The organism is Nitratireductor pacificus pht-3B (genome assembly GCF_000300335.1).
Lineage (GTDB): Bacteria > Pseudomonadota > Alphaproteobacteria > Rhizobiales > Rhizobiaceae > Nitratireductor > Nitratireductor pacificus.
This window is the reverse complement of sequence record NZ_AMRM01000011.1, coordinates 64,300-78,285: the sequence shown is the minus strand read 5'-3', so window position 1 is coordinate 78,285 and position 13,986 is coordinate 64,300. Positions and strand designations below refer to the sequence as shown.

Here is a 13,986-nt window from a genome sequence, read left to right as displayed (position 1 = left end):
CACGCCCCCCGCCGACCTGCCCGCCCGCTATCTGCGTATGCCGCATGCGGAGAAGGGCATGGCGGTCGGCCTGTTCGGCGGTTCGTTCAACCCGCCCCATGCCGGCCATGCGCTGGTGGCCGAGATCGCCCTGCGGCGTCTCCGGCTGGACCAGCTCTGGTGGATCGTGACACCCGGCAATCCCCTGAAGAGCACGCGCGAGCTGCTGCCGCTCTCGACCCGCGTGGACCTGTCGCGGCGCTGCGCCGGGGACCCCCGCATCAAGGTCACGGCCTTCGAGGCCGGACACCGCATCCGCTACACCGCCGACACGATCGATCTGGTGCAGAGCCGTAACCCCGGGGTGAATTTCGTCTGGATCATGGGCGCCGACAGCCTGCGCGACTTCCACCGCTGGGAGCGCTGGCGGGAGATCGCCCGGTCGATTCCCATCGCCGTCATCGACCGGCCGGGCGACACGCTGGCCTTCCTGTCCTCGACCATGGCCAAGACCTTCGATCACGCCCGCATCGACGAGGATGACGCGCCGGTTCTGGCACGCCGCAGGCCGCCCGCCTGGACCTTCATCCACGGGCCGCGCTCATCCCTCTCGTCGACCGCAATCCGCAAGGCGGCGGCCGGAGGCGCCTGAAGGAAACGGACCGGTTCAAACATGTGATGGGCTGGTGTCTTGAAACTGTTAGGAGACTCTGCCTATCTATCAAGTACTGTGCGGCATCGGCCGCGTGGTGAGCTTGTTCTTATTGGAAAGGAAAGACGCTGAGAACAGCACTGACGAAGAAGGCTTCCGTGATGCCTTCGCCGGCGGGAACCAGCAAGAACTTGGTTTCCCAAGCCGTTGAAACAGCCATCGCGAGTCTCGAAGACTCCAAGGCGGAAAACATTGTCTCCATCGACATCCAGGGTAAGTCCCCCCTTGCCGACCACATGATCGTGGCGTCGGGCAGGTCGCATCGCCATGTCGCGGCGGTCGCCGACCACCTGATCCGCGCGCTCAAGGAGGCCGGTCTCGGCGCGGCGCGCGTCGAAGGGCTTTCGGGGGCCGACTGGGTGCTGATCGATTCGGGCGATATCATCGTCCATGTCTTCCGCCCCGAGGTCAGGGAGTTCTACAACATCGAGAAGATGTGGCAGGCCCCCGACCTGGAGGATGAAACGGTTCACTGACCGGCCAGCGGTCGGACACGCCTGAACCGCTCCGCCTGCGGGGGCAGAGAGGCTGGAATGCGTATCGGAATTTGCGCCGTGGGCCGTATGAAAGCCGGCCCCGAGAGGGATTTGGCGGACCGTTATCTCGACCGCTTCGCAAAGAGCGGGCCGCCGATCGGGTTTGAGTTCTCCGGTGTCGGCGAGATCGCCGAAAGCCGCGCCAGGAGCGCCGATGAACGCCGCCGCGAGGAGAGCCGCAGGATCGCCGACATGCAGGCGGAGGGCGCCGCCCTTTTTCTTCTCGACGAGCGCGGCCGCAACCTCACATCGGAGGATTTCAGCCGGGAGCTGGCGGATCTGCGCGACCAGGGGCGCCGCCATCTGACCCTCGTCATCGGCGGTCCCGACGGTCACGACCCGGCCTTCCGCAAGGCCGCCGAACGCACCATCGCCCTCGGCGCGCAGACCTGGCCGCATCAGCTCGTGCGCGTGATGCTCGCCGAGCAGCTTTACCGGGCCGCGACGATCTTGTCCGGACACCCCTATCACCGCGCCTAGAACGTTTTGCAGTCGGGTGGTATCACCTGATGTCCGCATGAAGGCGGAGAAACAGGATGTTGGAACGGGACAGCGTTTTTCTGAAACGATGAACCGGTCCAGGATCGCGCGCGACGGCGAACCTGAAGCCCCGGCACGGTTACGGGAATTGCATCCTACGGAAATGCAACTGTAAATTGCCTCTACAGCGTTTCATGGTTGATGCTTCGTTAAGGAACCGCCGCATAGTCTGCATGACTTGGCTCCCCCGCCGTCGATGAGGTTTTCTCAAAGGATGAGAATGGCGTCCGCACAGCCTTTGCAAGCGACCCCGAAGCGCCCGCGGTTCCGCGTCGCGGCGTTCGCCATGCTCGCCGCGCTCGCGTTCTCGTCGCCCTCGCCGGCGCAGGACGGCGTCGGCGTCCTCGAGAGCGAGCACGACAAGACGCAGGCCGAATACCGGGACATCAGCCGCGAGATCGCGCTGACCGAGCAGCGCCTTGCCGAGATCAATGCCGAGATTCTTGCCATCAAGGACGACAATGCCGCCCTGACGGCCGCCCTGATCCAGGCGGCAAAGACCGAGCGCAAGCTCAGCGAGGACATCGACGAAATCTCCCTGCACCTGACCGGCCTGCGCCGCGAGGAGGGCTATCTGCGCGAATCCCTGCAGGCCCGCCGCGGCGTTCTGGCCGAGGTGCTGGGTGCGTTGCAGCGGATGGGCCTCAACCCGCCGCCGGCGATCCTCGTGCGTCCGGAGGATGCGCTGGCATCCGTGCGCAGCGCCATCCTGCTCGGCGCGGTGGTGCCGGAACTGCGCAGCGAGACGGAAATCCTGCTTTCCGACCTGAACGAGCTCCTGCGCATCGTCACGTCCATCGAAACGGAGCGCGACAAGCTCCAGAAGACGGTCGCCAGCCAGGTGGAGGAGAAGAAGCGGCTGAGCCTGCTGCTCGACGAGAAGAAGCGGCTTCAGGAGGAAGCCGAGGGCCGCATGGCGGACGAACGCCGTCAGGCCGAGGCCCTCGCCGCGCGCGCCGGCAGCCTGCAGGAGCTGATTGCCTCGCTCGAGACCGAGATCACCTCACTGCGGGAGGCCGAGGAGGAGCGTCGCCGCCGCGCCAGTGAGCCGGCGTCGCCCGAGCACCGCCTTGGCGCTGCGCCGGCCTTCGGCAAGCGCGTCGGCGGGTTGGCGCTGCCGGCTTCGGGTCAGTTCGCCGCCCGATACGGCGACGAGGATGACACGGGCAGCCGGCTCAAGGGCGACATTGTAAGGACACAATCGGGCGCAATCGTCACAGCACCGGCAGGGGCGACGGTGCTCTATGCGGGGGCCTTCCGCTCTTACGGTCAGCTATTGATACTGAATGCCGGCGACGGTTATCATATCGTGCTTGCGGGAATGCAGAAGGTGAGCGTATCGCTTGGACAAGCCGTATTGGCGGGCGAACCGATCGGACTGATGGGCGACACCCGCCTTGCCAGCATTGCCGGACCGGCGAACGAAGCCGCCGCGCCGGAACTCTATGTGGAATTCAGGAAGAACGGGAAGCCGATCGATCCAAATCCCTGGTGGGCGCCGGGACACTCTGGAAGGACAGGAAATGAAACGTAACTTGTCGCTATTGTTTGCCGGCGCTCTCGTGGGTGCGTCTGCGGTCACGCTCGTGCATGGGAGCAACGGTTTCTCGGCGAACGCCGCCGGCTCGGACACCTACCGCCAGCTAGCGATCTTCGGCGACATTTTCGAGCGTGTGCGCGCCCAGTATGTGACGCCGCCCGACGACCAGAAGCTGGTGGAGAGCGCCATCAACGGCATGCTGACCTCGCTCGACCCGCATTCCTCCTACCTCAACCCGGAAGCCGCCAAGGACATGCGGGTGCAGACCAAGGGTGAGTTCGGCGGCCTCGGCATCGAGGTGACCATGGAGAGCGAGCTGGTCAAGGTCGTCGCGCCCATCGACGACACGCCGGCCTCCCGCGCCGGTGTCCTGTCCGGCGACCTGATTTCCAAGATCGACGGCGAGGAAGTGCGCGGCATGTCGCTCAACGACGCCGTGGAGAAGATGCGCGGCCTCGTCAACACGCCGATCAAGCTGACCATCCTGCGCGAGGGCGCCGACAAGCCCATCGAGATCACCATCGTCCGCGACATCATCAAGGTGAAAGCGGTCAAGTATCGCGTCGAGGAGGATGTCGGCTATCTGAAGATCACTTCCTTTACCGAAAAAACCTTCGACGACCTGATCGGCGCGATCGACGCGATCAGCGAGGACCTGCCCGGCGACAAGCTGAAGGGCTACGTGCTCGACCTGCGCCTCAACCCGGGCGGCCTTCTGGATCAGGCCGTCAGCGTTTCGGACGCCTTCCTCGACCGGGGCGAGATCGTCTCGACGCGCGGCCGCGAAGCCAACGACATCGCGCGCTTCGATTCGCGACCGGGCGACGTGGTCGACGGCAAGCCGGTGATCGTTCTGATCAATGGCGGTTCGGCCAGCGCCTCGGAGATCGTCGCCGGCGCGCTGCAGGACCATCGCCGCGCCACCGTCCTCGGCACCCAGTCCTTCGGCAAGGGTTCCGTGCAGACGATCATTCCGCTCGGCGAGAGCGGCGCGCTGCGGCTGACCACGGCGCTCTACTACACGCCGTCGGGCGAATCGATCCAGGGCAAGGGCATCACGCCCGACATCAAGGTCGACCAGCCGCTTCCCGAAGAGCTGCAGGGGCGCGACCTGCGCCGTGGCGAATCGGATCTGCGCGGCCACATCAAGGGCGAGGAGGAGAGCGACGAAGGCTCCGGCTCCATCGCCTATGTCCCGCCGGAAGCCAAGGACGACATGCAGCTCACCGCCGCCCTCGAGTTGCTGCGCGGCCAGAAGACCGACCCCGCCTTCCCGCCCAATCCTGACAAGGCGGTCATGAACCAGTAAGAGTGATGCGCTGCCGGCTTTTCCGGCCGGCGGCGACATCGCGGCGTCATGGCGCGGTTCCAGGATGGTGACCCGTGCTATGGTCGCAGATGGATCGTCGGGGTGGCTAAGATCACAGGCAACAGGGACATAGACCGCCCTCTGGGGAAGGACGCGAGCCCGGCAAAGGCGCGCCGCGGCGGCGTCCTGACCGCCGAGCGTGTGCTTGTCGCGCTTGCCGCCATCGCCATTCTCGGCACATCGGCCGCCATATCCCTGCGCGACCGCGGGTTCCGCGTCCCGGTGCAGGTCGCCGTTTCCGAACCGGTCGAGCCAGCCCCGGACGCGATCGCCAGCCAGCCGGCCCCTTCCCCCGATGCCAGGCCCCAGGGAGCCCCGAGCGCTTCCATTGTCCGCGTCAATCCGGATGAGGATGACAGTGGCGAGGGCGTCATCGTGATCCGCGATCCTTCGGCCATCGGCCAGCATCCGCGCCTCGCCCATCTGCCGGACCGCGCCTTGATCGAGGAGTCCGAATCCGGCCCCCTCCCGGTGCGCGAACCCGGCGGGCGGCGGCCGTTCGACGCCTATGCCCGGGCGTGGTCGGGCACGCGCGGCGCGCGCATCGCCATCATCATCGGCGGCCTCGGGCTGTCGCAGACGGCGACGCAGCGCGCCATCGACGCGCTCCGGCCGGAGATCACGCTGGCCTTCGCGCCGGGCGGCAACAGCCTGTCCCGCTGGATGCAGACGGCGCGGCGCGCGGGCCACGAGGTGATCCTCCAGGTGCCGATGGAACCGTTCGGCTATCCGAACGAGAATCCCGGACGCAACACGCTGACCGTCGGCACCAGCGAGGACGAGAACCTGCACCGCCTGCGCTGGGCGCTGGCGCGCATCACCAACTACACCGGCGTGATGAACTATATGGGCGCGCGCTTCACCGCCGACGCCGGGCACATGACGCCGGTCATGTCGGAAATCGGCGCGCGCGGCCTGATGTATGTCGATGACGGCACGTCGGCGCGCAGCGTCGCGGAGGCGATGGCGCTGCAGAAGGGCGTGCCCTTTGCGGCGGCAGACGCCCTGATCGATCCGACGGGCGACCGGCGGACGCCCGTGCCTGCTGAAATCCTCAAGAGGCTCGACGAGCTGGAGCGCATCGCCCGCGCCAGGGGATACGCGTTGGGCACAGGCTCGGCCTTCGACGAGACGATCGACACGGTTGCGGGATGGGCCAGAGAGGTCACGGCGCGCGGCATAGAACTCGTACCGGTGTCGGCCGTGGCCGTCGACCCCGAAGCCAGATGAAGGGCGCCATGACGAATACCTCCTCCCGTACACTCCCCTATCGCCCCTGCGTCGGGATCATGGTGCTGAACGGCGACGGCCTCGCCTGGGCCGGCCGGCGCATCGTGCAGGACCGCACGGACGAACTGTCCGGCGCCACCCGCCTCTGGCAGATGCCCCAGGGCGGCATCGACAAGGGTGAGGATCCGCGCGAGGCGGCCTATCGCGAACTCTATGAGGAGACCGGCATCAAGTCGGTGTCGCTGCTTGCCGAGACGCCGGACTGGATCACCTACGAACTGCCGGAGCATCTGGTCGGCGTGGCGCTGAAGGGCAAGTATCGCGGCCAGAAGCAGAAGTGGTTCGCCTTCCGCTTCGAGGGCGCCGACAGCGAGATCGCCATCAATCCGCCGCCCGGCGGGCACGAGGCCGAGTTCGACGCCTGGGAATGGAAGCCCATGACCGAGTTGCCGGAACTCATCGTGCCGTTCAAGCGCCCGGTCTACGACAGCGTCGTCGCGGCCTTCAGGCATCTGGTGCCTTAGACCCCTTCACCGTTTCACAGAAACGTTGAAGGGATCCTATCTCTTTGTTTTTCCGCGTTGATGCAGTCGCTCGGGTGGAACACCCGAGGCCCGCACAAATGAGCGGGCCACCGAAGCGGCCCTCTTGTCAGTTCTCCACGCCTACCGTCTGCCCGCGCACGGGCTCGCCCCGCGCCTGCCGCACTCCGTCTGCCAGATAGTCCTGGAACTGCGCCGGCAATCCCTCGCCGGCATGGAGATCCGGCGTGGTCTGCATGTGCATGTGAAGATGCGGTTCCGACGTGTTGCCACTGTTGCCGCAGCGGCCGATCTCTTCGCCGCTTTCAACCCGGTCCCCCACCCCGACCGTCACCGTGCCACGGCGCAGATGCGCGAGAAAGACGAACTCGCCGTCTCCCAGATCGAGCACCACGTGATTGCCGGCCGGGTGTTCGGTATCCGTCTGACCGATCGGCTGGTCCGGCAGGCCATCGATGCGCGAGACCACCGTTCCGTCCGCAGGCGCCAGGATCGGCCGGTCCCAGCAGTGATAGTTCTCGAGCGAAGCGCCATCTCCGGTATGGGTCTTTCCGTTCTCCCGGACGACGAAGTCATAGGCGAAACGCTGGGCCTCGTTCTCCGCGTGGTAGTTCTGTTCCAGCGTGCGCCCGCCCCAGAAGACATACCAGCGCCCGTCGAACGGCAGCCGCAGCGCGGCCCGGGTCTGATAGGCGAGATGCGCCGATTCCGCTTCTTCTGGTACGGCACGCACGAAGAACCCCTCGATGCGGTCGTCGTCGCCAAAGCTCCACTGCCAGAGCAGGCTTGCTCCGTTACGGTGCGCCGCGCGCCGCCGATAGGTCCTCAACCCGTCGCGACGCTCGGTCGCTTCGTCCAGAATCCCGGCCTGCGGGCCGGACATCGCGCTGACGGAGACCTGAAATGCCCTGAGCTTGTCGAGGCCGCCGAGCGCGCTCTGCATCTCCTCCGACATGCGCTGCCACACATCCTCGACCGCGCCCTTCTGGAACAGCTCGGTGAAGTGCCGCCCGAGCCGCAACGTGTCCGCATCCGGGTCTTCCGCGCCGGCGCTCGCGATCCCGGTCGCGATCGCACTCAGGCAGACCAGAATTCCTATGAGCTTCCGCATGATCATTTCGCCCGCTCCTGAGGTTCGCCGGACGGAGGCTAACAAAAAAGCCGGGCGCAAGCCCGGCCGTTTTCGCACCATGTGAAGTGCGTCGTCCCCGATCGTTATGCGGGCAGGATCGCACCTTCCAGCGTAGTGAGCTGGGCAAGGAACTCTTCCGCCTTGGTGCGGGTCTCGTGATCCTGCGCGTCCGCCACGTCCTCGCGCGCTTCCTGGATGCGGCGCGCCAGATCCTCGCGATTGATCTCGTCCACATGGACGGCCGATTCGGCCAGCACGGTGCAGCCTTCCGGCAGGATGTCGGCGAACCCGCCGAACACCACATAGCGCTCGGCCCCGCCGGTGGCGGCATTCACGGTGATCACGCCCGGCTTGATGCTGGTCATGGTCGGCGCGTGATCGGCCATCACGGTCATCTCACCCTCGGTGCCGGGAATGACGACCGATGCGACGTCCTGCGAAACGAGAAGCCGCTCGGGGGAGACCAGATCGAATTTGAAAGCAGTAGCCATGTTTCTTTAGCGAATAGCGAATAGCGAATAGCGAATGGACATTCGCAACCGGCCGCTCTGACAATCCCTATTCGCTACTCCCTATTCGCTAGTCGCTGGTCGCTCTGAATCAGGCCGCTTCCGCGGCGAGCTTCTGTGCCTTCTCGACAGCCTGCTCGATCGTGCCGACCATGTAGAAGGCGGCTTCCGGCAGGTGATCGTATTCGCCGTTGCACAGGCCCTTGAACGAGCGGATCGTGTCTTCCAGGTCGACGAAGAGACCCGGCGAGCCGGTGAACACCTCGGCGACGAAGAAGGGTTGCGACAGGAAGCGCTCGATCTTGCGGGCGCGGGCAACAGTCAGCTTGTCCTCTTCGGAAAGCTCGTCCATGCCGAGAATGGCGATGATGTCCTGCAGCGACTTGTAGCGCTGGAGAATCTCCTGCACCTGGCGCGCCACATTGTAGTGCTCCTCGCCGACGATGGTCGGGTCGAGCATGCGCGAGGTCGAATCGAGCGGATCAACGGCCGGGTAGATGCCCTTTTCCGAGATGGCGCGGTTGAGCACGGTCGTCGCGTCCAGGTGGGCGAACGAGGTGGCCGGCGCCGGGTCGGTCAGATCGTCGGCGGGCACGTAGATGGCCTGCACCGAGGTAATCGAACCCTTGGTGGTCGTGGTGATGCGCTCCTGCAGGGCGCCCATGTCCGTCGCCAGCGTCGGCTGGTAGCCCACGGCCGAGGGAATGCGGCCGAGCAGAGCCGACACTTCCGAACCCGCCTGGGTGAAGCGGAAGATGTTGTCCACGAAGAACAGCACGTCCTGGCCCTGGTCGCGGAAGTGCTCGGCGACCGTCAGGCCGGTCAGCGCGACGCGGGCGCGGGCGCCGGGCGGCTCGTTCATCTGGCCGAACACGAGGGCGCACTTGGAGCCTTCGGTCGAGCCGTTGTTCTTGGCCGGGTCCTGGTTCACGCCCGACTCGATCATCTCGTGATAGAGGTCGTTGCCCTCGCGGGTGCGCTCGCCGACGCCGGCGAACACGGAGTAACCGCCATGCGCCTTCGCGACGTTGTTGATCAGCTCCTGGATCAGAACGGTCTTGCCGACGCCGGCGCCGCCGAACAGGCCGATCTTGCCGCCCTTGGCGTAGGGAGCCAGAAGGTCGACGACCTTGATGCCGGTGACGAGGATCTCAGCTTCCGTGGACTGCTCCACATATTCCGGGGCCGGCTGGTGAATGGCGCGCGTACCGTCGCCCTTGACCGGGCCGGCTTCGTCGATCGCTTCGCCGACAACGTTCATGATGCGGCCGAGCGTGGCGTCGCCGACCGGGACGGCGATCGGGCTGCCCGTGTCGCGCACTTCCATGCCGCGCACCAGACCTTCGGTCGAGTCCATAGCGATGCAGCGAACGGTGTTCTCGCCGAGATGCTGAGCCACTTCGAGAACGAGGCGGTTGCCCTGGTTCTCGGTCTCCAGCGCGTTCAGGATCGCCGGCAGGGTGTCCTCGAACTGCACGTCGACGACGGCGCCGATGACCTGGCGGATCGCGCCGCGGGCGCCGGTTGCCGCCTTGCGCGGAGCAGCCGCGCTGCTGCTGGAAGCCTTCTTGGCTGCGGCCGGCTTACGCGCCGGAGCCGCCCGCTTCGCGGCGGGCTCTTTGGCGGCGGTCGCCGGGGCCTTCTTCGGGGTCGCTGCTTTGGCCATTTCTAAAACCTCTTCGGTCCGTTGATGCAGGTCCCGGAAACTGGAAGCCGTCTTCCGCCCGGGATTGCAGGTACTTGTTTAGAGCGCTTCCGCGCCCGAAATGATCTCGATCAGTTCCTTGGTGATCTGCGCCTGGCGCTGGCGGTTGTAGGTGATCGACAGCTTGTCGATCATCTCGCCCGCATTGCGCGTCGCGCTGTCCATCGCGGTCATCTTGGCGCCCATCTCGCCGGCGGCGTTCTCGAGGAGCGCGCGGAAGATCTGCACGGCGATGTTGCGCGGGATCAGATCGGCCAGGATGGCGGCCGCCTCCGGCTCGTACTCATAGGCGGCATCCGAAGCCTGCGCGGCCTCGTCGCTCGCCGGAACCGCCGCCGGGATGATCTGCTGTGCCGTCGGCACCTGCGACATCACCGACTGGAACTCGGAGTAGAACAGCGTGCAGACGTCGAACTCGCCCTTCTCGAACAGGCCGATCACCTGCCGTGCAATGCCGTGGGCATTGTCGAAGCCGATTTTCTTCACTTCACGCAGATCGACGCGGTCGATGATGTGCTGGCCGTAGTCGCGGCGCAGCACGTCATAGCCCTTCTTGCCGACGCACAGCACCTTTACCGTCTTGCCATTGGCCAGCAGCGAACGGATGTGCTCGCGCGCCAGCTTGGCGATCTGGCTGTTGAAGCCGCCGCAAAGGCCGCGCTCGGCCGTGCAGACGACCAGCAGGTGCGTTTCGTCCTTGCCGGTGCCGGCCATCAGCGGCGGGGCATCGCTGCCCGACACGGCGCCGGCGATGTTGGCCAGAACCGCCCCCATCCTCTCGGAATAGGGGCGCGCGGCCTCGGCCGCCTCCTGGGCGCGCTTCAGCTTCGCCGCGGCGACCATCTGCATCGCCTTGGTGATCTTCTGCGTCGCCTTGACGGAGGCGATCCGGTTGCGAAGGTCCTTGAGGGAAGCCATCTATACCCAGCCTCAGGCGAAATTCTTGGCGAATGCTTCGATCTGGCCCTTGAGCTTCTCGCGCAGATCGTCGGAAAGCGCCTTCTCCTTGCGAATCGCGTCGAGCACGTCCTTGCCCTCGGCGCGCATATGCGCCAGCAGGCCCTGCTCGAAGCGGGTCACATCCTTCAGCGCCAGCTTGTCGAGATAGCCGTTGACGCCGGCGAAGATGACAGCGACCTGCTCCTCGGTCTTGAGCGGCGAGAACTGCGGCTGCTTGAGCAGCTCCGTCAGGCGCGCGCCGCGATTCAGCAGGCGCTGCGTCGAGGCGTCGAGGTCCGAACCGAACTGCGCGAAGGCCGCCATTTCGCGGTACTGCGCGAGCTCGCCCTTGATCGAGCCCGCAACCTGCTTCATCGCCTTGACCTGAGCGGCCGAGCCGACGCGCGACACCGACAGACCCACGTTCACAGCAGGACGGATGCCCTGGAAGAACAGGTTGGTCTCAAGGAAGATCTGGCCGTCGGTGATCGAGATCACGTTGGTCGGGATGTAGGCCGACACGTCGTTGGCCTGCGTCTCGATGACCGGGAGAGCGGTGAGCGAACCGGCGCCCTGCTCGTCGTTCATCTTCGCCGCGCGCTCGAGCAGGCGGGAATGCAGGTAGAACACGTCGCCCGGATAAGCTTCGCGGCCCGGCGGGCGACGCAGCAGCAGCGACATCTGGCGGTAGGCGACGGCCTGCTTGGACAGATCGTCATAGGCGATCACGGCATGCTTGCCGTTGTCGCGGAAATATTCGCCCATGGCGCAGCCGGCGAACGGCGCGATGAACTGCATCGGCGCGGCGTCGGAAGCGGTGGCGGCGACGATGATCGAGTATTCGAGCGCGCCGCGCTCCTCGAGCACCTTCACCAGCTGGGCGACGGTGGAGCGCTTCTGGCCGACGGCGACATAGACGCAGTAGAGCTTCTGGCTCTCGTCATTGCCGTCGTTGAGCGGCTTCTGGTTGAGGAAGGTGTCGAGGACGATGGCGGTCTTGCCGGTCTGGCGGTCGCCGATGACCAGCTCGCGCTGGCCGCGGCCGATCGGGATCAGCGCGTCGATGGCCTTGAGGCCGGTCGACATCGGCTCGTGCACCGACTTGCGGGGGATGATGCCGGGGGCCTTGACGTCGACGCGGCGGCGTTCCTTGGCCTTGATCGGGCCCTTGCCGTCGATCGGGTTGCCCAGTGCGTCGACGACGCGGCCGAGCAGTTCCGGACCCACCGGCACGTCCACGATGGCGCCCGTGCGCTTGACGGTGTCGCCTTCCTTGATGTCGCGGTCGTTGCCGAAGATCACGACGCCGACATTGTCGACTTCGAGGTTCAGCGCCATGCCGCGGATGCCGCCGGGGAATTCCACCATCTCACCAGCCTGGACATTGTCCAGACCGTAGATGCGGGCGATGCCGTCGCCCACGGAGAGCACCTGGCCAACTTCTGAAACTTCGGCTTCCTTGCCGAAATTCTTGATCTGATCCTTCAGAATTGCGGAAATTTCCGCTGCGCGGATGTCCATCAGCCGACCTCTTTCAGTGCAAGCTTGAGCGAATTGAGTTTGGTTTTGAGCGATGTGTCGATCTGGCGCGAGCCCATCTTGACCACCAGCCCGCCGAGAATGGAGGGATCAACGGAAACGCTGATCGCAACGTCCTTGCCGGCCACGTCCTTGAGAGCGGCCTTCAGTTCCTTTTCCTGCGCAGCGGTGAGCGCATGCGCCGAAACGACTTCGGCCGAAGCCTCGCCACGTTCTGCCGCGGCGATCTGGCGAAAGCCGGCGATCATCTGCGGCACGGCAAAAAGGCGCCGGTTCTGCGCGACGACGCACAGGAAATTGCCGACCAGGCCCTTGATCCCGGCCTTGTCGAGCACGGCGCTGATCGCCTTCAGCTGATCGTCGGCGGAGAAGACAGGGCTCTTGATCAGGCGCTGAAGATCGGCGCTTTCGGAAAGGAGTGTCTCGAAGCGGCCGAGATCGGCCTCAACGGTGGAAATCGACTTGGCATCGCGCGCGAGTTCGAAAAGCGAACCGGCATACCGCCCTGCCATTCCGGAGATCATCGAGCCAGATTGTGCCACGGAATCGTCTTCTCTCACGCCTTGGTGGCCACAAGATTTGAGGCTGGAGTTCGAGACTCGGGCTAAATCTTTGACCTGATTGATATTTTCCCCTCGCAAAAAGACACCGGGCGCGCCCTCTTGCTGAAAGCCGATTGCCGTCTAGCACAGGCTTCCGAGACTCGCAACACGCAGACACGCGCTCTAAGGCGCGGTTTTGTCGCATATCCAGTGCATTCGCGTCCGGTCAGGAGACGAAACCCAGAACGAAGGCGAGCGGGAGCGCGGAAAGCGCCAGTGACAGCGCCAGGAAGACCCAGCTGTAGAGTGCCCGCGCGCCGTCGGAAAGCAGCGATATGATGCAGCCGAAAGCAGCCACGCTCCAGGCGATGCCCAGCGCCAGATAGATGAACGGCTGCGCCAGCAGCATCGCCGCGAGGCCGAAGCCGACGTGGAACCCGCCGATCACTGCGCGCGGCGCGGCCAGCACCTCGGCGCGCTCCGCTGAAGCCTGCAGCCGAAACAGTCGCAGCGCCAGCCGCGGCATGAACATGGCGAACAGGCCGAAGGCGATGGTCGCCGCCGCCGCCGACCAAGCCAGCCATTCGCCGGAACTCATCGGCCAGGGGAAAGCAAGTTCCATCATATCCACCATTTTTCTGATGTTGCGGTGCGTCCCTTCTACCGAGACGCGGATCGCGGGAAAAGGAAGAAACGGCCCGCTACCCTGCCTCTCCACCGTCCGCTGAATCGATATCCCCGCGGCAGACGATGTGCAGCTTGTTGCCATCGGGATCGCGCAGATATGCGCCGTAATAGCCTTCGCCATAGCGCGGTCGAGGTCCGGGCGCGCCTTCGTCCTTGCCGCCGGCCGCCATGCCCGCGGCATAGGCCCGGTCCACCTGCTCCGGCGTGCCGGCGGAGAATGCGACCATCGCACCATTGCCCGCGCCGGCTGCTTCGCCATTTAAGGGCTGATAGACATAAAAGCGTGGCAGCGAACGGTCAGGCATGACCCAGCACAGAGCGCGCGGCCCGCCGTCCGGCGTGACAGGCCGTGGCTGCAATCCGAGCGGCAGGAGAACGGCGTCGTAGAAAGCTCCGGCCCTGTCCAGGTCTCCTGATCCGACGGTGATATGGCTGAACACGGTCTCTTACCTTTCCTCAAAGAAACAACAGGCTCCGGGGACTCT

General features: G+C 65.4%; 15 protein-coding genes. 7 read left to right on the top strand and 8 right to left on the bottom strand.

The window, feature by feature from the left end; translation table 11 throughout:
* Positions 1-37: 37 nt before the first annotated feature.
* The 7 genes from NA2_RS11360 (at position 38) to NA2_RS11330 (ending at position 6,430) form a co-directional block, all read left to right on the top strand.
* Positions 38-631 carry a nicotinate-nucleotide adenylyltransferase gene (locus NA2_RS11360; protein ID WP_040677546.1) on the top strand — a complete coding sequence of 198 codons (594 nt, stop codon included), beginning with the start codon at positions 38-40 and terminating at the stop codon, positions 629-631.
* Between the two features lie 161 nt (positions 632-792).
* Entirely contained in the window at positions 793-1,167 is a 375-nt protein-coding gene (gene rsfS / locus NA2_RS11355) for a ribosome silencing factor (RefSeq protein ID WP_008596999.1), read from the top strand.
* 57 nt (positions 1,168-1,224) lie between these two features.
* Entirely contained in the window at positions 1,225-1,707 is a 483-nt protein-coding gene (gene rlmH / locus NA2_RS11350; protein ID WP_040677545.1) for a 23S rRNA (pseudouridine(1915)-N(3))-methyltransferase RlmH, read from the top strand.
* A 280-nt stretch (positions 1,708-1,987) separates the two neighbouring features.
* Positions 1,988-3,301, top strand: a complete 1,314-nt coding sequence (locus NA2_RS11345; protein WP_081582663.1) for a peptidoglycan DD-metalloendopeptidase family protein — start codon at positions 1,988-1,990, stop codon at positions 3,299-3,301.
* Positions 3,291-4,616, top strand: coding sequence for a S41 family peptidase (locus tag NA2_RS11340; RefSeq protein WP_008596995.1), 1,326 nt, complete (start codon positions 3,291-3,293; stop codon positions 4,614-4,616). Before NA2_RS11345 ends, NA2_RS11340 begins: the two co-directional genes overlap by 11 nt.
* Positions 4,617-4,718: 102 nt before the next feature.
* On the top strand, positions 4,719-5,906 hold the full coding sequence (locus NA2_RS11335) for a divergent polysaccharide deacetylase family protein (protein WP_008596994.1): 1,188 nt from the start codon (positions 4,719-4,721) through the stop codon (positions 5,904-5,906).
* Positions 5,903-6,430, top strand: coding sequence for an RNA pyrophosphohydrolase (locus NA2_RS11330; protein ID WP_008596993.1), 528 nt, complete (start codon positions 5,903-5,905; stop codon positions 6,428-6,430). Before NA2_RS11335 ends, NA2_RS11330 begins: the two co-directional genes overlap by 4 nt.
* A gap of 127 nt (positions 6,431-6,557) precedes the next feature.
* Here NA2_RS11330 and NA2_RS11325 read toward each other — a convergent pair whose 3' ends face one another.
* The 8 genes from NA2_RS11325 to NA2_RS11290 form a co-directional block, all read right to left on the bottom strand.
* Positions 6,558-7,565: a M23 family metallopeptidase gene (locus NA2_RS11325; RefSeq protein WP_008596991.1), complete on the bottom strand. Its 1,008-nt coding sequence runs from the start codon at positions 7,563-7,565 to the stop codon at positions 6,558-6,560.
* Between the two features lie 98 nt (positions 7,566-7,663).
* Positions 7,664-8,071 (bottom strand): F0F1 ATP synthase subunit epsilon, encoded by a 408-nt coding sequence (locus NA2_RS11320; RefSeq protein WP_008596990.1) that lies wholly within the window; start codon positions 8,069-8,071, stop codon positions 7,664-7,666.
* A gap of 109 nt (positions 8,072-8,180) precedes the next feature.
* The gene (atpD, locus tag NA2_RS11315; RefSeq protein WP_008596989.1) at positions 8,181-9,755 is read right to left on the bottom strand and encodes a F0F1 ATP synthase subunit beta; all 1,575 of its coding nucleotides are present in this window, start codon (positions 9,753-9,755) and stop codon (positions 8,181-8,183) included.
* A 78-nt stretch (positions 9,756-9,833) separates the two neighbouring features.
* The gene (locus tag NA2_RS11310) at positions 9,834-10,712 is read right to left on the bottom strand and encodes a F0F1 ATP synthase subunit gamma (protein ID WP_008596987.1); all 879 of its coding nucleotides are present in this window, start codon (positions 10,710-10,712) and stop codon (positions 9,834-9,836) included.
* Between the two features lie 12 nt (positions 10,713-10,724).
* The gene (gene atpA, locus NA2_RS11305) at positions 10,725-12,254 is read right to left on the bottom strand and encodes a F0F1 ATP synthase subunit alpha (protein ID WP_008596986.1); all 1,530 of its coding nucleotides are present in this window, start codon (positions 12,252-12,254) and stop codon (positions 10,725-10,727) included.
* Positions 12,254-12,814, bottom strand: coding sequence for a F0F1 ATP synthase subunit delta (locus tag NA2_RS11300; RefSeq protein WP_008596985.1), 561 nt, complete (start codon positions 12,812-12,814; stop codon positions 12,254-12,256). The genes atpA and NA2_RS11300 overlap by 1 nt, the downstream gene beginning before the upstream one ends.
* Positions 12,815-13,040: 226 nt before the next feature.
* Entirely contained in the window at positions 13,041-13,436 is a 396-nt protein-coding gene (locus NA2_RS11295) for an AGROH133_08824 family phage infection protein (protein ID WP_040677575.1), read from the bottom strand.
* Positions 13,437-13,515: 79 nt separating this feature from the next.
* The gene (locus NA2_RS11290; RefSeq protein WP_008596983.1) at positions 13,516-13,941 is read right to left on the bottom strand and encodes a VOC family protein; all 426 of its coding nucleotides are present in this window, start codon (positions 13,939-13,941) and stop codon (positions 13,516-13,518) included.
* Positions 13,942-13,986 lie beyond the last annotated feature (45 nt).

Bases quoted from the DNA above. Each gene is read 5' to 3' on its own strand.
- rlmH (WP_040677545.1), top strand. From the start codon at position 1,225: ATGCGTATCGGAATTTGCGCCGTGGGCCGTATGAAAGCCGGCCCCGAG.
- NA2_RS11330 (WP_008596993.1), top strand. From the start codon at position 5,903: ATGAAGGGCGCCATGACGAATACCTCCTCCCGTACACTCCCCTATCGC.
- NA2_RS11360 (WP_040677546.1), top strand. From the start codon at position 38: ATGCCGCATGCGGAGAAGGGCATGGCGGTCGGCCTGTTCGGCGGTTCG.
- atpD (WP_008596989.1), bottom strand. From the start codon at position 9,755: ATGGCCAAAGCAGCGACCCCGAAGAAGGCCCCGGCGACCGCCGCCAAA.
- NA2_RS11295 (WP_040677575.1), bottom strand. From the start codon at position 13,436: ATGGAACTTGCTTTCCCCTGGCCGATGAGTTCCGGCGAATGGCTGGCT.
- rsfS (WP_008596999.1), top strand. From the start codon at position 793: ATGCCTTCGCCGGCGGGAACCAGCAAGAACTTGGTTTCCCAAGCCGTT.
- NA2_RS11320 (WP_008596990.1), bottom strand. From the start codon at position 8,071: ATGGCTACTGCTTTCAAATTCGATCTGGTCTCCCCCGAGCGGCTTCTC.
- NA2_RS11325 (WP_008596991.1), bottom strand. From the start codon at position 7,565: ATGATCATGCGGAAGCTCATAGGAATTCTGGTCTGCCTGAGTGCGATC.
- NA2_RS11345 (WP_081582663.1), top strand. From the start codon at position 1,988: ATGGCGTCCGCACAGCCTTTGCAAGCGACCCCGAAGCGCCCGCGGTTC.
- NA2_RS11340 (WP_008596995.1), top strand. From the start codon at position 3,291: ATGAAACGTAACTTGTCGCTATTGTTTGCCGGCGCTCTCGTGGGTGCG.
- NA2_RS11310 (WP_008596987.1), bottom strand. From the start codon at position 10,712: ATGGCTTCCCTCAAGGACCTTCGCAACCGGATCGCCTCCGTCAAGGCG.
- atpA (WP_008596986.1), bottom strand. From the start codon at position 12,254: ATGGACATCCGCGCAGCGGAAATTTCCGCAATTCTGAAGGATCAGATC.